Consider the following 17380-nt stretch of genomic DNA (forward strand, 5'->3'; position numbering starts at 1 on the left):
TGATCCAAGATCAGGCCTTCTTGGTCTCCCAGAAGATCTTGTCGATCTGGGCGATGTAGTCCAGAGCCTTCTGACCCGTGGCCGGGTCCGTGGAGGCCTTGGCGGCGCTGAGCGCCTTGAGGGTGTCGTTGACCAGCTGGTGCAGTTCCGGGTACTTCTCGAAGTGCGGCGGCTTGAAGTAGTCGCTCCACAGCACCGAGACGTGGTGCTTGGCGAGCTCCGCGCGCTGCTCCTTGATGACGGTGGCGCGGGCCCGGAAGTGCGGGTCCTCGTTGGCCTGGTACTTCTCCTGGACGGCCTTGACGGACTCGGCTTCGATACGGGCCTGGGCCGGGTCGTACACACCGCAGGGCAGGTCGCAGTGGGCGCTGACCTTGACCTTCGGGGCGAACAGGCGGGAGAGCATAGAGCTGTCCTTCCTTAAGTGATCGTCTTCTCAGGTGCGAGATTACTCCGTGGGGGAAGGCTTTTCCCGGGTGCCCCGGGGGGCTTAGGTCAAAAGTCCAGTGGCAGCCTGGGACGCCTGGGATGCTGAATGTACGTGACCGGAGGTGTCTTGATGCCAGAGCAGCTGCACGATCGCGGGCAGGAGCAGGACCGCGAGCGCCGTGGGCTGCTGCGGATCGGGCTCGCCGAGGTCTACAACCCGTCGATGGTGCCGACGCTGAACCCCGGAGATCAGCTGGTCGTCCGGTACGGCGTGGCCGTCCGGGCGGGCGATGTGGTGCTGCTGCGGCATCCGTTCCGCCAGGACCTGCTGATCGTCAAGCGCATCGTGGAGCGGCGTGACGGCGGCTGGTGGGTGATGGGGGACAACCCGTACGTGGAGAACGACAGCCGGGAGTTCGGCGTGGTGCCGGACGAGCTGGTGGTGGCCAGGGTCTGGGTGCGGCTGCGGCCGCTGCCGGGGGCCGGGTCGGGTCAGCGGTCGGTGGCCGGGATGCTGTCGTGGGTGCTGTCCGCGGTGCGGCGGGTGGGGTCGGCGCGGTCGGCACGGTCGGCACGGTCTGGGGGGGTGCTGCCGGGCCGGCGCGGGGCGGTCTCGGAGCGCTCGGTGTCCAGGCGCTTGCGGGCGCGGTAGGCGGCGACGTTGGCGCGGGTGGCGCAGCGGTCGGAGCAGTAGCGCCGGGATCGATTTGTCGATGTGTCGAGATAGGCGTTGCGGCAGGGCGGTGCCTCGCAGATGCCGAGGCGGTCGACGCCCAGTTCGGTGAGGTGGAACGCGAGCCCCATGGAGGCGGTCGCGGCGTAACCCGCGCTCGCGTTGGCGGCGTAGTCGGCGATGTGCATATGCCATTTGGGGCGGTCGTCCTCGTCCCGGTACTCGTGCCCGGAGATCTGCGGGCTGACCGGGAACTCGATGAGCAGCGCGTTCAGCAGGTCCACGGCCAGCACCTCGTCCCCGCCCGCCGCCGCCTCGAAGACGGCGCGCAGCCGGGCGCGCACCGACCTCAGCCGGGTGACATCGGAGTCGGTGGCGCGCCGCGCCGCCTGCTGGCTCTCCCCGAAGAGTGCGCGCACCGCATCGACCGAGGTGAGGGCGTCGGTGCCGCGCGCGGGCTCCTCGCTGTTGACCAGGCGCACGGCGAGATCCGAGTAATAGGCCAGTTCCACTTGTGGTCCTTACGAGGGTCGGGCTATCGTCGGTAATGGCTGATATGGCTACGAGGGTATTACGACGGAGCAGGCGGGGAGAGAATTGATGACCGACACCGTCGCCGCGCCGGACTGGCGGGCATGGCAGCAGAGCTGGGACCGGCAGCAGGAGTGGTACCTCCCCGACCGCGAGGAGCGGTTCGGGGTGATGCTGGACATGGTCGAGGCGCTGGTCGGCCCGGAGCCGAGAATTCTGGACCTGGCCTGCGGCACCGGCAGCATCACCGACCGGGCGCTGCGCAGATTCCCCCGCGCCACCAGCACGGGCGTGGACCTCGACCCGGCGCTGCTGACCATCGCGCGCGGCCACTTCGCGGCGGACGACCGGGCCGAGTTCGTGACGGCGGACCTGCGCGACCCGGGGTGGACGGACAGGCTGCCACACCGCTCGTACGACGTCGTGCTCACCGCCACCGCGCTGCACTGGCTGCCGGACGACGCGCTGCGCGTGCTGTACGGGCAGCTGGCAGGGGTGGTGCGGGACGGCGGGGCGTTCCTGAACGCCGACCACATGCCGGGGCGGGACACGCCCAGGATCGATGCCGCCGTGCGCGCGTTCGAGCACGCCCGGCGGGAGCGGGCCAGGGCCGAGGGCGCGCAGGACTGGGCGGCGTGGTGGCAGGCGGCGGCCCGGGACGAGGCGCTCGCCGCGCCCGTCGCCGAGCGGTTCAAGATCTTCGGCAACCCGGCCGACGGCGCGGACCACGCGGACGGCGTGGCCGAGGCGTTCCAGCCCGTCGGCTGGCACGCGGCCACGCTGCGCGAGGCGGGGTTCGGGGAGGCGCGGGCCGTGTGGTGCTCCCCGTCGGACGCGATGGTGCTCGCCCTGAAGTAGCCGGCGTAGTCGAAGTGGCTGGAGGAGCTGAAGCAGGCACGGGTGGTACGGGCCGGATCCGGCCCGTACCACCCGTCGTGCGCCGCGGGACAGCTCTGGAGGGCCTAAAGAACCTTCGAGAGGAACGACTTGGTCCGTTCGTGCCGCGGGTTGGTGAGCACCTCGCGCGGGTGCCCGGACTCCACGACCACCCCGTCGTCCATGAAGACGATCGAGTCCCCGACCTCCCGGGCGAAGCCCATCTCGTGGGTCACCACGACCATGGTCATGCCGTCCTCGGCCAGCCCGCGCATCACGTCCAGCACATCGCCGACCAGCTCGGGGTCGAGCGCCGAGGTGGGCTCGTCGAAGAGCATCAGCTTGGGCTCCATGGCCAGCGCCCGCGCGATGGCGACGCGCTGCTGCTGGCCGCCGGAGAGCTGCGAGGGGTAGTTGCCGGCCTTGTCGGACAGGCCCACCCGGTCGAGCAGCCGCAGCGCGCGCTCCCGGGCGACCGCCTTGGCCTCGCCCTTGACCTGGACCGGCGCCTCCATGACGTTCTCCACCGCGGTCATGTGCGGGAAGAGGTTGAAGCGCTGGAAGACCATGCCGATGTCCCGGCGCTTCGCGGCGACCTCGCGGTCCTTGAGCTCGTAGAGCTTGTCGCCCTTCTGCCGGTAGCCGACCAGCTCGCCGTCCACGTACAGCCGCCCGGAGTTGATCTTCTCCAGGTGGTTGATACAGCGCAGGAAGGTGGACTTCCCGGAGCCGGACGGGCCGATCAGACAGAACACCTCGCGGGGCGCGACCTCCAGGTCGATGCCCTTGAGGACCTGTAGCGCGCCGAAGGACTTGTGGACGCCTTCGGCCTTCACCATGGCGTTCATGACGTGCCCACACCTCCGGAGGGTCGGTTGGAGAAGGAGAAGAGATTGACCCGGATCCGCTGGAGCGGGGTCATGGGCAGGCTGCGGCTCGAGCCGCGGGCGTAGTACCGCTCCAGGTAGAACTGGCCCACGCTCAGGACGGAGGTCAGGATGAGATACCAGAGGGCCGCGAGGAAGAGCATCTCCGCGGGCGCGCCGGAGGTCTGGCCGACCTCGCTGGTGGCCTGGAGCAGATCCCAGTACTGCACGGCGACGACCAGCGAGGTGGTCTTGAGCATGTTGATGAACTCATTGCCGGTCGGCGGCACGATCACCCGCATCGCCTGCGGCAGCACCACCCGGCGCAGCGTCTTGGCGTGGCTCATGCCCAGCGCGTGCGCCGCCTCGGTCTGGCCCTCGTCGACGGCCTGGATGCCCGCGCGGCAGATCTCCGCCATGTACGCGGCCTCGTTCAGGCCGAGCCCCAGCAGGGCGGCCAGGAACGGGGTCATGAAGTCCGACCACTCGTCCTGGTAGATCGGGCCGAGGTTGATGTACTCGAAGATCAGCCCGAGGTTGAACCACAGCAGCAGCTGCACATAGACCGGGGTGCCGCGGAAGAACCAGATGTAGCCCCAGGCGATGGAGGCGGTCACCGGGTTCTTGGACAGCCGCATCACCGCGAGGAGGATGCCGAGGACCACGCCGAGCGCCATGGAGGCGATCGTGATCCAGACGGTCTTGCCGACGCCCTTGAGGATCTGGTCGTTGAAGAAGTAATCCGGGATGGCTCCCCAGTTCACCTTCCCTTGGGAGAAGGCGTACACGATTGACGCCAGGAAGGCGATGACCACGACCGCCGCGACCCAGCGCCCGTAGTGCCGCACCGGGATGGCCTTGATGTTCTCCGGCTCGGGTGGGGGCGGTGGGGCGTCCTGGGGACCCACCTTGTCGATCTCAACAGTCACGGAAAGAGCCTTTCAGTGGGGGAGAGGGGAGGCCGGGTCACTTGCCGCCGTTGACGATGGCCTTGAGGACCGCGCCGTCCTGGACGCCCCACTTGGCGATGATCTTGTCGTATTCGCCGTTCGCGATGATGAAGGCCAGCGCCTGCCGCAGCGCATCGCGCAGCTCGGTGTTCCCCTTGGCCACGGCTATGCCGTACGGGGCCGCCTCGACCTGCTCGCCCACCACCTGGAAGTCATTGCCGCCGCCCGAGGTCTTCACGGCGTAGGCGGCGACCGGGAAGTCGCTGGCGCCGGCGTCACCGCCGCCGCCGAGCAGCCGGGTCTGGGCCTCGGTGTCGTTCGCGTAGGCCTCGATCGAGATCTTGCTCTTGTGGTTCTTCTCGCAGGTCTTGCTCTGGGCCTTGGCCAGGTCGTGGGAGGTGGTGCCGCGCTGGACGACGACGTCCTTGCCGCACAGGTCGTCCCAGGTCTTGATCCCCTGGTCCTCGCCCTTCCTGGTGTACATCGACACACCGGCCGTGAAGTAGTCCACGAAGTCGACGCCCTCGCCGACCGGCTTGCCGGTCTCGGGGTCGACGCCGTCCTGGCGGCTCTTGTTGTCGGTCATGGCCGACATGGCGATGTCGTACCGCTTGGAGCGCAGGCCGGTCAGCAGACCGTCGAACGTGCCGTTGTTGAACTTGAACTCCACGCCGAGGACCTTGCCCATCGCGGCGGCGAGGTCCGGGTCCAGGCCGATGACCTGCCCGTTCTTCCTGAACTCCACCGGCGGGTAGTTGATGTCCGAGCCGACCTTGATCACGCCCGCGCTCTGGATCTTCTTCGGCAACATGCTGAAGAGCGGGGCCGTGGTGGCGCCTCTGGTGGTGTTCGTCTTGTCCCTCTGGTCGCCACAGCCCGTCAGGAGCAGGGCACCGGTGACCGCGATCGCGCCGGCGACGGCCGCCTTGGACTTCATGCCGGTCCGTCGGCTGCGTCGGCGCGTAATGCTGGCGGTCATGCTCGTTCCTCCTGCGGGGTGAGAGGGTGTCCGGATGGGCCAGAACACGTTTGTGGGTGTCGCGACCCTGTGTGATTGGGGCATCTTGCCACCGGACTGGCTCGATCAGACGTCCAGCCATGTCAAAATCGGGTAACGGGCGACCCCCGTGGTGCACAGGGGCGGAAACGCCCGGCCGGAAGACCGCGGCCAATGAGCGGAACGAGACGTTCATCACGTTTGATCACATAGGGAAACGTCTCGAGTGGTGGACGTTCAAGGGTGATTCAATCGCTTTCGCAGGTAACGCGAGGTATTCGAACACCACACATACGACCGCGGCGGGAAACCGTTCGTCCCCGGAGGAGCCCTTCCGGTAGAACGGACGGTTACCCCCCTCACCCGGGGCTCGGGGCGCGTGTGCGGCGCGCCCGGCGTTCGAATCTGGACCCAGCGGCGGATATCCGCCCAGTGGGACCCGGACGCGGTGCCCGCCCGCTCCCCAACCAGGGGCGGATACCCTCAACAGAAATACGACAAAGGGGTCAAATAGTGGCAGCGGAGATCGCGAATCCTCGCAGCGACAGCACGAACGGAAGCGCCGGAGACGCGGAGGGAGTCGCGGACGGCGAGCCCTTCGATCCGGCCTTCGCGCTGCACCGGGGCGGCAAGATGGCCATCGAGGCGACGGTGCCGGTGCGGAACAAGGACGATCTGTCCCTCGCCTACACGCCGGGCGTCGCGAAGGTCTGCAGCGCCATCGCGGAGAAGCCCGAGCTGGTCGACGAGTACACCTGGAAGTCCCACGTCGTCGCGGTCGTCACGGACGGCAGCGCGGTGCTCGGGCTCGGCGACATCGGTCCGGAGGCCTCCCTGCCCGTGATGGAGGGCAAGGCCATCCTCTTCAAGCAGTTCGGCGGCGTCGACGCGGTGCCGATCGCCCTCGACTGCCGCGAGGTGGACGAGATCGTCGAGACCGTCGTCCGACTCGCCCCCTCCTTCGGCGGCGTGAACCTGGAGGACATCTCCGCCCCGCGCTGCTTCGAGATCGAGCGCAAGCTCCAGGAGCGCGTCGACATCCCGATCTTCCACGACGACCAGCACGGCACGGCGGTCGTCACCCTCGCCGCGCTGCGCAACGCGGCCAAGCTGACCGACCGCTCGCTCGGCCAGCTGCGCGCCGTCATCTCCGGCGCCGGCGCCGCGGGCGTCGCCATCGCCAAGATCCTCGTCGAGGCGGGGATCGGGGATGTCGCGGTCTGCGACCGCAAGGGCATCGTGTCCGCCGACCGCGAGGACCTCACCGACGTCAAGCGGGAGCTGGCCGGCTTCACCAACAAGGCCGGTCTGACCGGGCCCATGGAGGCCGCGCTGGACGGCGCCGACGTCTTCATCGGCGTCAGCGGCGGCACCGTCCCCGAGCAGGCGGTCGCCAAGATGGCGCCCGGCTGCTTCATCTTCGCCATGGCCAACCCGACCCCGGAGATCCACCCGGACGTCGCCCACAAGTACGCCGCGGTGGTCGCCACCGGCCGCAGCGACTTCCCGAACCAGATCAACAACGTTCTGGCCTTCCCGGGCATCTTCGCCGGCGCGCTTCAGGTCCGGGCCTCCCGGATCACCGAGGGCATGAAGCTCGCCGCCGCCGAGGCGCTGGCCGCCGTGGTGGCCGACGAGCTGAGCGCCGACACGGTCATCCCCTCGCCGTTCGACGACCGGGTCGCCCCGGCCGTGACCGCGGCCGTCGCGGCGGCGGCGCGCGCGGAGGGCGTGGCGCGCCGCTGAGTCCCCCAGGGCGCGCGTCGTATACGACGGCCGGGCCGCCGCCTCGCATGGAGGTGGCGGCCCGGTCGTCGTACGGGCGCGGGCGGCCGTTCGTACGCGCGGCGCGTGTCACACCGCGGCGTGGTTCCGCCGCCCGGCCCGCCGCCCCTATCGTCGGGATCATGTTCGCTGCCTACGCCGCACGTATCGACCGTGACCAGCCGCTGAACGGCCTCGAACTGGGCGAACGCCCCGAGCCCGAGACGCGCCCCGGCTGGACGACCATCACCGTCAAGGCCGCCTCGCTCAACCACCACGACCTGTGGTCGCTGCGCGGCGTCGGCCTCGGCGAGGAGTCGCTGCCGATGATCCTCGGCTGTGACGCGGCCGGGATCGACGAGGACGGCAACGACGTCGTCGTCCACTCGGTCATCGGACAGACCGGGCACGGCGTCGGCGCGCGCGAGCCCCGCTCCATCCTCACCGAGCGTTACCAGGGCACCTTCGCGGAGAAGGTCGCCGTCCCCACCTGGAATCTGCTGCCCAAGCCCCCGGAGCTCTCCTTCGAGGAGGCGGCCTGCCTGCCGACGGCCTGGCTGACCGCCTACCGCATGCTGTTCACCAACGCGGGCGTGCGCCCCGGCGACAGCGTCCTGGTCCAGGGCGCGGGCGGCGGCGTGGCCACCGCGGCCATCGTGCTGGGCGCGGCGGCCGGGCTGCGGGTGCTGGCCACCAGCCGGGACGAGGCCAAGCGCAAGCGCGCGGTCGACCTGGGGGCCGAGGGCGCGTACGAGCCGGGGGAGCGGCTGCCGCGGCGCGTGGACGCGGTGATCGAGACGGTGGGCGCGGCGACCTGGTCGCACTCGGTCAAGTCGCTCAAGCCCGGTGGAACGCTGGTCATCTCGGGCGCGACCAGCGGGCCGAGCCCCAAGTCCGCCGAGCTCAACCGGATCTTCTTCCTGGAGCTGAAGGTCGTCGGCTCCACGATGGGCAGCAAGGAGGAGCTGGAGGACCTGCTGAGCTTCTGCGCGGCGCGCGGCGTGCGGCCGGTCATCGACTCGGTGCTGCCGCTGGACCGGGCCCGCGAGGGGTTCGAGAAGATGGCGAGCGGGGACCTCTTCGGCAAGGTCGTGCTGACGGTCTGAGGGTCTGAGGGCTTTTACGGCTTCACGGCTTCACAGCTTTACGGCCGTATGAAGCTCCGCGCGAAGCGGTACCGCTTGGCCGTGGTGCCCTGGAACCCGGGGAAGTGCCTGACCCGCTCCCACTCAGGGGTCGGATCGTCGGCGGCGATGGCCGCGTCGTACGCCTCCTCGCTGGTCCACTGGGCGTAGTTGAGCACCTGCGCCCGGTCGTTGGCCAGATGGCGGGCGCCGTCGACGATCAGGTGGAAGTCGGCGGAGATGAGGTCAGGGCTCGGGGCGGGGTCGGTCTCCAGGGCCTCGATGACCGCGTCGATCCACCTCCGCCGCAGCTCCGGGGCGGGGTCGTCGAAGTCGGCCCTGATGACGACGATGCACCCGGGCACCCGGGGATCGCCCGCCGCCCGGGTGTCGAAGCCGCGGTAGCGGCGGTAGTTGGCGATGCCGTGGCGCTCGATGCCCGGCACGGCGGCGTCGATCTCGTCCACCCGCTCCTGGCGCTGGGCGCGGACGAAGGCGAGGTACGCCTCCTCGCTCGCCCACTGGGCGTGGTGCATCAGCGTCTCGCCGTCCATTCCCACATACACGTTCTGCGAGAACAGCTCCGGGCTCGGCCACGGACGGGAGTCCCAGGAGTGGGCGAGGGCATCCACCGTCGCCCGCTGCCGCTCGGGGGTGCCGACGCCCCAGGTGGAGAACAGGGCGGCGCCGACGTCGGGGCGCGCGAGGTCGGGGAGTGGGCTGGTGGGACCGAGCATGGGGGGCTCCTTCGGGATCGCGGGCGAAGGCCGCTTCGCCTTCGCCCGCGATCCTGATACCTCAACCGAGGTTGAGGTCAAGGCCGTTCGCTACTCGTACGCGACCTGGACCGCGGCGATGCCCAGCGTGCTCTGCATGGGCAGCATGCCCGCCTCGAACACCGCCGCGAGCAGCGGGTGGACCAGGCTCGCCAGCCGCTCGGCGCGCTCCGTGCCGAGCGCGCGCCAGGGCTCGGCGGCCAGCTCGTCCGTCAGCCGCTCGATCGCGTCGCGGCCCTGCCGGCCGCGCTCGGTGGCGTTCCCCTCCGCGTCGAGCCAGCCGCGCTCGGCCAGTCGGCCGGCCGCGGCGCTCCACTCCTCCGCGGTCCAGCCGCGGCCGCCGAAGTTGGCCGTCGGAGCGGCGCCGATCCCCGCGAAGGACACCAGCGACTCGCACGGGTCGAGACCGGCGGTGAGCAGCGCGGCCAGGTGGCCGTCCCCGCGATGCTCCCGCAGCACGGCGGTGGCCTGCCACAGGGCGAGGTGCGGCTCGTCGGACCAGCCGAGGTCGCGGTTGGCGGCGGCGATGGGGCGGGCGGCCAGGGTCGCGGCCTCGGCCGCCTCCTTGGCCAGGGCCGCGGCCTCGGCGATGTCCGGCCCGTCGATCCGGTCGCCGAGCAGCGCGCGGTACGTACGGTCGACCGCCCGCAGCCGGGCGGCCACCACCTTGTCCGGGGCGGCCGTCGACCAGACGGCGGGGATGTACTCGGCTATGGTGCGCGGGCTGAAGCTGTAGAACGTGGCCGTCACCAGCTCGGGGCCGACCGGGCCCAGCGGGGCGGCCCGCCAGGCGAAATAGCTGGGCCAGCGGGACTCGACGTCGTAGCCGAGCGCCGCGGCCTCCTCGGATGCCTGCGGAGCGAAGTAGAGACATGCGTGCACCGGCTCCAGCTGGTGCCACATGCGGCGGGCGAGCGCTTGATACTGCGTCACTCTTACCTCTTCGGATGAGACTCTGGCGAGGGCGGGCGGAAGCGGGGGAAAGCCGAGGCCGAAGGATAGCCAGAGCATGGGGAGGGTGAGGCCTATTCCTCCGTACGTCCCCGCAGCAGCGCGTTGATCCGCGCCGCGGTGGCCGCGAGCCGCCGCCGGGCCTCGGCCGCCTGTTCGGCGTTCACGCCGTGGTCGCGGGCCGTGTCGCGGATGTCGTCGCGGAAGCGGTCCAGCAGCCGGTCCAGGTCGCGGGCAGGGTCGCCGGACGGGGTGAAGTCCCGGGCCCACTCCGGCTCGGGCCCGGCCTCAGCCGCCGTCTCCTTCTCCGTCTCCGGCAGATCCACGCGCTCGACGACGACCTCCGGCTCGGCCCGCTCCGCGCCCCCGGCGTTCTGCCGTGAGATACGGCCCATGCCGCGCGACACCTCGGCCAGCCCCTCCCGGACCGCGCGCTGCCAGTCGCCCGCCCGGAGGTGTTCCTGCGTCTGCTCCTGAAGCCGCCGGGCCATCCGCTGCATCTCCTCGCGCGCGAAGTCCTGGGCGTCCTTGGCCTGTTGCCGGGCGCGCTGGGCGTCCTGCCGCGCCCGGCGGCTCTCCTGCTTGGCCCGGCGCGCCTGCTCCTTCCACTCGTCCTTGGCGCGGCGCATCTCCTCCTTCGCCAGCCGCCACGCCTCCTTGTCCCCCCACGGGCCCTCCCACGACGGCCCCGGCTGCTCGGCGGAGCCGCCCGACCTGCCCGAGCCGTTCGAGCCGTTGCCGGAGGTGCGGGCCTGCTGCGCCGCCTCCCGCATCTCGCGCCGCAGATCGCTGGCGGAGCCGCGTACGTCCTCCCGGATCTCGGCGGCCAGCTCGGCGACGGACTCGCGGATCTCGACCTCCAGGTCGGCCAGCTCGCCGCCGCGGTCGGCCAGTTCGGCGCGGCCGGCGTCGGTGATGGAGTAGACCTTGCGGCCGCCCTCGGTGGTGTGGGTGACCAGGCCCTCGGCCTCCAGCTTGGCCAGCCGGGGGTACACGGTGCCGGCGGAGGGCGCGTACAGGCCCTGGAAGCGCTCCTCCAGCAGGCGGATGACCTCGTAGCCGTGGCGCGGCGCCTCGTCGAGCAGCTTGAGGAGGTACAGGCGCAGTCGGCCGTGGGCGAATACGGGCGGCATCAGAGGACCTTTCCTTCGGGGCGGTCAGGGCCTTGCGCCGGGCCGGCCGCATCCTCTTCTCCGGTGGGCGGGCGGCGCAGCAGCGCTATCGCGCCCGAGACGGTGGTGGCCTTGAGCCTGCCATGGCCGGCGCCGAGCCGGCCGGAGATCTTCTTGGCCCCCCACTGCCCGCTGACCCGCAGATTCTCGAAGGCGTTGGAGACGGCGCCGCTCGTGGTGTGCGCCTCTACCTCCGCGTCGGCGGGGTGCGGCAGCCGGATCGCGATCTCGCCGGACACGGTGGTGAGGGCGATGTCCGCGCCGCCCGGGGCGGCGACGGGGGCGAGGTCGAGGAGGATGTCGCCGCTGACGGAGTCGGCGCGCACGGAGGCGCTCGAGCCCTCGATGACGGTCAGGTCGCCGGAGACGGAGTTGAAGCGCAGCCGCCCGGTGACGGCCTGGGCCTCGACCCGGCCCGAGACGGTGTCGGCCCGGACCGGGCCGGTCAGCCCGACCAGGGTGAAGTCGCCGGTGACGCCGTGCACATCGGTGCGGCCGCCGAGCCCGGAGAGCACGGTGCCGGCGCCGACCGCGCCGATCGAGGCGCTGGTGCCGGTGGGCACGGTGAGGGTGAGATGGACCGTGCGGTTCCAGCTCTTGTGGTCGAGCCACTTGAGCCAGCCCTTCCACGGGACGTCGTCGTATCCGACCCGCAGTACGCCTTCCTCGTGGGTGACGATCAGCGGCGGCCCGTCGATCTCCGCCAGCTCCAGGCGGGTGGGCCCGGTGTCGGTTCCGACGACGTTGACGGTGCCGCCGACGACGCGCACCTGGAGGGTGGACACGGGGTCGTCGAAGGTGAGCTTCTGCGGTTCGGTCAACGACCACTTCGACCCGGCTGACATCCCTGGCCTCCCCTGGGCTGGACGCTGACGGGACCCCGGACCGGACCCCGTGACGGATGCGACGCAACATATCGCGTCTCCTGCTAGACACGATATATCGCGGATCCGGAGAGTCAAGCGGCGGCGGAGGCGGGGCCGGTTCCGGGCGCGGGGCGGCGGCGAGGAACGGAATGGCTGATTCCTGACGAGGGTGTCGTCCGGGGATTCCGCTAGAGCGCCGCTAGAGCCTTGCTGGAGAGTCATGGAGTGCGAATGTTCGAGGCTGTTACCTTCAGGGCCTCGGAATCGGGGGGGAAGGGTCAAATTGGGTCATGCCGGCACAGCCCTTGAAATACATCACACCCGAAGACGCTCGGGATCTGCGTTCTGTGGCCCAGCTGCTGGTCAGGGCAGCGGACGATTACCCCTATTCGGGGGTAGGTTACTTGGCCGAAGGCGCGGAGAGCGAATCAACACGTCAGTCCTATCCAGAGCTTCTTGATTCCGCGCTCCGATTGCTCACCGCACTGCGATCCCGCGGGCTGAAGCCGCATGACAAGGTCGTGCTGCTGCTGGACGGCCAGCGGGAATTCCTCACCGTTTTCTGGGCCTGTCTGCTCGGCGGGTTCGTCCCCTGCCCCATGGTGCCGGTGCCCGGCGACCCCGCCCGCTGGGCCGCGCAACTCGCCCATGTCAACCGGCTGCTCGACGGACCGCTGCTGGTCACCACCGAGGCGATGCGCGCCGAGCTGCCCGCGGTGCCCGGGCTCGCCGTGGCGTCCGCGGAGGAGCTCGGCGGCGGCGAACCCGCGCCGGACATCCACCGGGCCGCGCCGGAGGACCTCGCGCTGCTGGTGCTGACCTCCGGCTCCACCGGGAATTCCAAGGCCGTGATGCTCTCCCATGGAAACGTGCTCGCGTCCATGGCCGGAAAGGCGGAAAAACAGCGGCTGACCGCCGCCGACACCACTTTCAACTGGATTTCCTACGACCATGTCGCGGCGCTTCTCGAAGCGCATATGCTGCCGCTCTACACAGGCGCGAACCAATTGCACGCCCCGGCCTCGGTCATACTCGAGGAGCCTCTGCGGTTTCTCCGCATCATATCCCGCCACCAGGTGACGATGACCTTCACGCCGAATTTTCTCCTCGGCCCGCTGAATGCCGCGGCTCGGGAACTCGCAGAGGCGGAGGAGGCGGCGGAGGCGGCGGAGGCGGGTGAGGAGGCCGAGGCGGGCGGGGAGCGGCTCGACCTGAGCGCCCTGCGCCACATCGTGAGCGGCGGCGAGGCCAATGTGGTCGCCACCGGTGAGGCATTTCTCGCCAACTACGCCCCGTACGGCCTGCGGAGGTCCGCCCTCTGGCCCGCCTTCGGCATGACCGAGACCTGCGCGGGCAGCATCTACAACCGCGACTTCCCCGCCGCCGACACCGGCCAGGAGTTCGCCAACCTCGGCACCCCCGTCATGGCGCTGTCCATCCGGGTGGCCGACGACGAGCATCGCGCGCTGCCCGCGGGCGAGGTGGGGGAGCTTCAGCTCAGCGGCCCGATGATCACGGCGGGCTATTACAACGACCCGGAGGCCACCGCGGAGGCCTTCACCCCCGACGGCTGGTTCCGCAGCGGCGACCTGGGCCGCATCGACGACGGCCGGCTCACCCTGGTCGGGCGCAGCAAGGACAGCGTCATCGTCAACGGCGTCAACTACTTCAGCCATGAGATGGAGGCCGTGCTGGAGCAGCTGGACGGCGTGGCGGGCGGCTACGCCGCGGCCTTCCCGACCCGGCGGCCCGGCAGCGACACCGAGCAGCTGGTGATCGCCGTCCACCCCGAGACGGCGGAGGACGACGAGGCGGGGCTGTACCGGCTGCTCACCGCCGTGCGCTCGACCGTGGTGATGCACTGGGGGTTCCGCCCCTCCCTCATCCTGCCGCTGCCCAAGGAGGCGTTCCCCAAGACCAGCCTGGGCAAGACGCTGCGCCGGCGGATGCGCACGCGCCTGGAGTCCGGCGGCTTCGACGACGTCATCGCGCGCGTCGCCGAGCTGACCACCCGCAGGCTCGGCGGATACACGGCGCCGGAGGGCGGGACCGAGCGGGTGCTCGCCGAGATCTACGCCGAGATGTTCGACCTGGCCCCGGACCAGGTCAGCGTCACCGCGAGCTTCTTCGACCTCGGCGGGACCTCGCTGGACATCCTGCGGCTGCGCCGCCAGGTGGCCCGCCGCCTCGGCGGCGCCGACCTGCCGGTCATCGCCGTGCTCACCGCCCCCTCGGTGCGGCAGCTCGCCGCCCGGATCGACGGGGGCGGCTCGCCCGCCGCCACGGCGTACGACCCGGTGGTGCCGCTTCAGGCCGCCGGCGACAAGACGCCGCTGTTCTGTGTCCACCCGGGCGTCGGCGAGGTCCTGGTCTTCGTCAACCTCGCCAAGTACTTCGTCGGCGACCGGCCCTTCTACGCCCTGCGCGCCCGGGGGTTCAACGAGGGCGAGCGGCCCTTCGGGAGCTTCGAGGAGATGGTGGCCACCTACGTCGACGCCATCCGCGCCACCCAGCCCCACGGCCCCTACGCGGTCGCCGGCTATTCGTACGGCGGCGCCGTGGCCTTCGAGATCGCCAAGGCGCTGGAGGCCCGGGGCGAGCGCGTCGACTTCGTCGGCAGCTTCAACCTCCCTCCGCACATCAAGTACCGCATGGACGAGCTGGACTTCGTCGAGACCGCGACCAACCTCGCCTTCTTCCTCGACCTGATCAACAAGAAGCAGTCCCTCGACCTCCCCGGGCAGCTGCGCGGGCTGCCCCGGGAGGAGCAGCTGGCGCACCTCCTCGAGATCGCCCCGGCCGGCCGGCTGGCCGAGCTCGATCTGGACCTGGAGAAGTTCGCCGCCTGGGCCGCGCTCGCCAGCGGGCTCACCGACCTCGGCCGCGGCTACACGCCCACCGGCACCACCCGGTCGATGACGGTCTTCTACGCGATCCCGCTGCGCGGCACCAAGCAGGACTGGCTCGACAACGAGCTGCGCAGATGGGACGAGCACAGCACCGAGGCCAACCGGTACATCGACGTACCGGGTGAGCACTACACCCTGATGGGGCCGCAGCACGTCGCGGCCTTCCAGGCCATCCTGCGCAGGGAGCTCGACCGCGCGCTGGGCGACGGCACGTAGTCGACGGCACGTAGCCGACGGCAGGCAGTCGACGGCAGGCAGTCGACGGAGAGCAAGAGGAGAAGAGCAGGTTGGAAGGCAAGAAGATCCTGGTCACGGGCGGCACCGGACAGGTCGCCCGCCCGGTGGCCGAGGCGCTGGCCGAGCACAACGAGGTCTGGTGCCTGGGCCGGTTCGGCACCCCGGGCGTCGAGGAGGAGCTGAACGCCCGCGGGATCAGGACGCGCCACTGGGACATGGACGACCTGAGCGGGGCCGGGTACGACGGGCTCCCCGACGACTTCACCCACGTCATCCACTCGGCCGTGCGGCGCGGCGAGGACGGTGACGTCAACGCCGCGATCGAGGTCAATTCGGTCGCCTGCGGCCGGCTGATGACCCACTGCCGAGGCGCGGAGGCGTTCCTCTACGTCTCCACGGGCGCGCTCTACAAGCGGCAGACCCTGGACCACCGGTACGCCGAGGACGACCCCGTGGACGGGGTGGCCGACTGGCTGCCGGCCTATCCCGTGGGCAAGATCGCCGCCGAGGGCGCCGTACGGGCCTTCGCGAGCGTGCTGGACCTGCCGACCACCATCGCCCGGCTCAACATCGCGTACGGGCCCGGGGGCTATGGCGGGGTGCCGATGCTCTACTTCAAGCGGATGCTGGCCGGCCAGCCGATACCGGTGCCGCTGGAGGGTCAGAACTGGTGCTCGCTGCTCCACACCGACGACCTCGTCGACCAGGTGCCCAGGCTGTGGGCGGCCGCGTCCGTGCCCGCGACGCTGGTCAACTGGGGCGGCGACGAATCGGTCGGCATGACCGACTGCGTCCGCTATCTCGAGGAGCTCACCGGCGTCGCGGCCCAGCTGGTGCCCAGCCAGGTCACCCGGGAGACCTACCAGTTCGACCCGGCGCGGCGCCTGGCGCTCACCGGTCCCTGCCGGGTGCCCTGGCGCGAGGGGGTGCGGCAGACCCTGGAGGCGCTGTACCCCGACCACGTCAAGCCGCGTCCGGCCGCCCCGGCAGCCTGATCCGAGCAGACACCGAGCAGACACCGAGCAGACACCGAGAAGAGACCGAGAAGAGACCGAGGAGATTCGAACCACCGTGGCGTCACAGAACATCGAGGCCATCCAGGGGTGCTACGCGGGCTTCCGCGACCGGGACGTCGAGGGGATCCTCTCCGGGATGCACCCGGACGTGGAGTGGGTCCACCCGGACGGGATGGCCAAGTACGGCCTCGGCGGCACCAAGCTGGGCCATGCGGGGATCAAGGAATTCCTCGCGCATGTCCCGACGGTGCTCGGCGGGATGAGACTCAGACCCGAGGAGTTCATCGAGCAGGGGGACCGGGTGGTCGTCTTCGGCACCCGCGAGGTGACCTCGCGCACCGGCACCACCATGACCTTGGCCTTCGTCCACTCCTGGACGATGCGGGACGGCAAGGCGACGAGGATGGAGGACATCTTCGACACCGTGGCGTTCCATGAACTGATCGAGAGCTGACCCCCGCATGAACGGACCGCCTGTGCCCTACCGCCGGGGCACAGGCGGTCCGTTCGTGCGTCACGCCGTGGTGACGACCTCCGCGTAGTCCAGGCGCGGCAGCCGGCCCATCCAGGCCTCGGGCCCCGGCCGGCCGATGTTGACCACGCACAGCGCCCGGTGCCGGCCGTCCTCGAAGAACTCCTTGGACACGGCCTCGGGGTCGAAGCCGATCATCGGCCCGGCGGCCAGCCCCGCCGCCCGCACGCCCAGGATGAAGTAGCCCACCTGGAGGGCGGTGTTGAACCGCGCCGAGGCCTCGCGCAGGCCCGGCTCCGCGAAGAGGTCCTGCGGGCTGTCCATGAACGGCACCAGCCGGGGCAGCTCCTCGTGGAAGTCCAGGTCCGCCGCGAGGATCGCCACCAGCGGCGCCTTCGCCGTCTTCTCCTGGTTGCGCCCGGTCATGTACGACACGAGGCGGGCGCGGGCCTCCGGCGAGCGCACCAGGACCACGCGCAGCGGCTGCTGGTTCATCGATGTGGGGGCGTACTTGACCAGTTCGTAGATGGCGCGGACCTGCTCGTCCGTGACCGGCTCGTCGGTGAACGTGTTGGCCGTACGGGCCTCCAGGAACAGCTGGTTCTGCGCCTCGGGCGCCAGGGTGAGGTGGCTGAGGGCGGCGTCGCTGTTCTCCGGTGTGCTCATGGAGCTGTCTCCTCGTGGGCCGGGTCGTCATTTATTGGACTGGACTGGCTAGTCCAGTGAAGTGATGGAAGGCTAGACTCGCAAGTCCATTGGGGGCAAGAGCGC

16 protein-coding genes and 1 pseudogene are annotated in these 17380 nt (G+C 70.5%); 7 read left to right on the top strand and 10 right to left on the bottom strand.

Annotated elements, in window-relative coordinates; translation table 11 throughout:
- Nucleotides 1-10 precede the first annotated feature (10 nt).
- Entirely contained in the window at nucleotides 11-406 is a 396-nt protein-coding gene (gene sodN / locus ACZ4WQ_RS18845) for a superoxide dismutase, Ni (protein WP_311729825.1), read from the bottom strand.
- Between the two features lie 246 nt (nucleotides 407-652).
- Here sodN and ACZ4WQ_RS18850 point away from each other — a divergent pair.
- Nucleotides 653-823, top strand: a pseudogene (locus ACZ4WQ_RS18850) (S24 family peptidase); the annotation flags it as partial.
- A 98-nt stretch (nucleotides 824-921) separates the two neighbouring features.
- On the opposite strand, the gene ACZ4WQ_RS18855 reads toward ACZ4WQ_RS18850, so the two are convergent.
- Complete coding sequence (locus tag ACZ4WQ_RS18855; RefSeq protein WP_352129827.1) at nucleotides 922-1614, bottom strand: CGNR zinc finger domain-containing protein; 693 nt, start codon at nucleotides 1612-1614, stop codon at nucleotides 922-924.
- 88 nt (nucleotides 1615-1702) lie between these two features.
- Between ACZ4WQ_RS18855 and ACZ4WQ_RS18860 the strand changes: the two genes are divergently transcribed.
- Nucleotides 1703-2491, top strand: coding sequence for a class I SAM-dependent methyltransferase (locus ACZ4WQ_RS18860; RefSeq protein ID WP_398371296.1), 789 nt, complete (start codon nucleotides 1703-1705; stop codon nucleotides 2489-2491).
- 104 nt (nucleotides 2492-2595) lie between these two features.
- Here ACZ4WQ_RS18860 and ACZ4WQ_RS18865 read toward each other — a convergent pair whose 3' ends face one another.
- The 3 genes from ACZ4WQ_RS18865 to ACZ4WQ_RS18875 are packed head-to-tail and all read right to left on the bottom strand — an operon-like array spanning nucleotide 2596 to nucleotide 5304.
- The gene (locus tag ACZ4WQ_RS18865; RefSeq protein ID WP_311729864.1) at nucleotides 2596-3348 is read right to left on the bottom strand and encodes an amino acid ABC transporter ATP-binding protein; all 753 of its coding nucleotides are present in this window, start codon (nucleotides 3346-3348) and stop codon (nucleotides 2596-2598) included.
- Nucleotides 3349-3353: 5 nt separating this feature from the next.
- Nucleotides 3354-4304 (bottom strand): amino acid ABC transporter permease, encoded by a 951-nt coding sequence (locus ACZ4WQ_RS18870; RefSeq protein WP_311729828.1) that lies wholly within the window; start codon nucleotides 4302-4304, stop codon nucleotides 3354-3356.
- A gap of 37 nt (nucleotides 4305-4341) precedes the next feature.
- On the bottom strand, nucleotides 4342-5304 hold the full coding sequence (locus ACZ4WQ_RS18875) for an ABC transporter substrate-binding protein (protein WP_385343293.1): 963 nt from the start codon (nucleotides 5302-5304) through the stop codon (nucleotides 4342-4344).
- A gap of 531 nt (nucleotides 5305-5835) precedes the next feature.
- Here ACZ4WQ_RS18875 and ACZ4WQ_RS18880 point away from each other — a divergent pair.
- Both ACZ4WQ_RS18880 and ACZ4WQ_RS18885 read left to right on the top strand, forming a co-directional pair.
- On the top strand, nucleotides 5836-7068 hold the full coding sequence (locus ACZ4WQ_RS18880; RefSeq protein ID WP_358845903.1) for an NAD(P)-dependent malic enzyme: 1233 nt from the start codon (nucleotides 5836-5838) through the stop codon (nucleotides 7066-7068).
- Between the two features lie 161 nt (nucleotides 7069-7229).
- The gene (locus tag ACZ4WQ_RS18885; protein WP_311729831.1) at nucleotides 7230-8192 is read left to right on the top strand and encodes a zinc-binding dehydrogenase; all 963 of its coding nucleotides are present in this window, start codon (nucleotides 7230-7232) and stop codon (nucleotides 8190-8192) included.
- Nucleotides 8193-8230: 38 nt separating this feature from the next.
- Here the strand turns inward: ACZ4WQ_RS18885 and ACZ4WQ_RS18890 are convergent, their stop codons facing one another.
- From ACZ4WQ_RS18890 to ACZ4WQ_RS18905, 4 genes are all read right to left on the bottom strand, one after another.
- Nucleotides 8231-8947, bottom strand: coding sequence for an antibiotic biosynthesis monooxygenase (locus ACZ4WQ_RS18890; RefSeq protein ID WP_385343288.1), 717 nt, complete (start codon nucleotides 8945-8947; stop codon nucleotides 8231-8233).
- A 90-nt stretch (nucleotides 8948-9037) separates the two neighbouring features.
- Nucleotides 9038-9919 carry an SCO6745 family protein gene (locus ACZ4WQ_RS18895; RefSeq protein ID WP_361183248.1) on the bottom strand — a complete coding sequence of 294 codons (882 nt, stop codon included), beginning with the start codon at nucleotides 9917-9919 and terminating at the stop codon, nucleotides 9038-9040.
- A gap of 92 nt (nucleotides 9920-10011) precedes the next feature.
- Nucleotides 10012-11070, bottom strand: a complete 1059-nt coding sequence (locus tag ACZ4WQ_RS18900; RefSeq protein WP_398371300.1) for a PadR family transcriptional regulator — start codon at nucleotides 11068-11070, stop codon at nucleotides 10012-10014.
- Nucleotides 11070-11954, bottom strand: a complete 885-nt coding sequence (locus ACZ4WQ_RS18905) for a DUF4097 family beta strand repeat-containing protein (RefSeq protein WP_398371302.1) — start codon at nucleotides 11952-11954, stop codon at nucleotides 11070-11072. Before ACZ4WQ_RS18905 ends, ACZ4WQ_RS18900 begins: the two co-directional genes overlap by 1 nt.
- A 311-nt stretch (nucleotides 11955-12265) precedes the next feature.
- Between ACZ4WQ_RS18905 and ACZ4WQ_RS18910 the strand changes: the two genes are divergently transcribed.
- From ACZ4WQ_RS18910 to ACZ4WQ_RS18920, 3 genes are all read left to right on the top strand, one after another.
- Complete coding sequence (locus tag ACZ4WQ_RS18910; protein WP_398371304.1) at nucleotides 12266-15100, top strand: AMP-binding protein; 2835 nt, start codon at nucleotides 12266-12268, stop codon at nucleotides 15098-15100.
- 71 nt (nucleotides 15101-15171) lie between these two features.
- Entirely contained in the window at nucleotides 15172-16116 is a 945-nt protein-coding gene (locus ACZ4WQ_RS18915) for an NAD-dependent epimerase/dehydratase family protein (protein WP_311729837.1), read from the top strand.
- 76 nt (nucleotides 16117-16192) lie between these two features.
- The gene (locus ACZ4WQ_RS18920; RefSeq protein WP_385343278.1) at nucleotides 16193-16591 is read left to right on the top strand and encodes a nuclear transport factor 2 family protein; all 399 of its coding nucleotides are present in this window, start codon (nucleotides 16193-16195) and stop codon (nucleotides 16589-16591) included.
- A gap of 60 nt (nucleotides 16592-16651) precedes the next feature.
- On the opposite strand, the gene ACZ4WQ_RS18925 is transcribed toward ACZ4WQ_RS18920, so the two are convergent.
- On the bottom strand, nucleotides 16652-17275 hold the full coding sequence (locus tag ACZ4WQ_RS18925; protein ID WP_398371307.1) for a malonic semialdehyde reductase: 624 nt from the start codon (nucleotides 17273-17275) through the stop codon (nucleotides 16652-16654).
- Between the last annotated feature and the right edge of the window lie 105 nt (nucleotides 17276-17380).

Source organism: Streptomyces sp. NPDC028305, from assembly GCF_055569495.1.

Excerpts from the sequence above, each read along its gene's own strand:
- ACZ4WQ_RS18875 (WP_385343293.1), bottom strand. The coding sequence starts at position 5,304 with ATGACCGCCAGCATTACGCGCCGACGCAGCCGACGGACCGGCATGAAG.
- ACZ4WQ_RS18890 (WP_385343288.1), bottom strand. The coding sequence starts at position 8,947 with ATGCTCGGTCCCACCAGCCCACTCCCCGACCTCGCGCGCCCCGACGTC.
- ACZ4WQ_RS18910 (WP_398371304.1), top strand. The coding sequence starts at position 12,266 with ATGCCGGCACAGCCCTTGAAATACATCACACCCGAAGACGCTCGGGAT.
- sodN (WP_311729825.1), bottom strand. The coding sequence starts at position 406 with ATGCTCTCCCGCCTGTTCGCCCCGAAGGTCAAGGTCAGCGCCCACTGC.
- ACZ4WQ_RS18925 (WP_398371307.1), bottom strand. The coding sequence starts at position 17,275 with ATGAGCACACCGGAGAACAGCGACGCCGCCCTCAGCCACCTCACCCTG.
- ACZ4WQ_RS18905 (WP_398371302.1), bottom strand. The coding sequence starts at position 11,954 with ATGTCAGCCGGGTCGAAGTGGTCGTTGACCGAACCGCAGAAGCTCACC.
- ACZ4WQ_RS18860 (WP_398371296.1), top strand. The coding sequence starts at position 1,703 with ATGACCGACACCGTCGCCGCGCCGGACTGGCGGGCATGGCAGCAGAGC.
- ACZ4WQ_RS18865 (WP_311729864.1), bottom strand. The coding sequence starts at position 3,348 with ATGGTGAAGGCCGAAGGCGTCCACAAGTCCTTCGGCGCGCTACAGGTC.
- ACZ4WQ_RS18885 (WP_311729831.1), top strand. The coding sequence starts at position 7,230 with ATGTTCGCTGCCTACGCCGCACGTATCGACCGTGACCAGCCGCTGAAC.
- ACZ4WQ_RS18900 (WP_398371300.1), bottom strand. The coding sequence starts at position 11,070 with ATGCCGCCCGTATTCGCCCACGGCCGACTGCGCCTGTACCTCCTCAAG.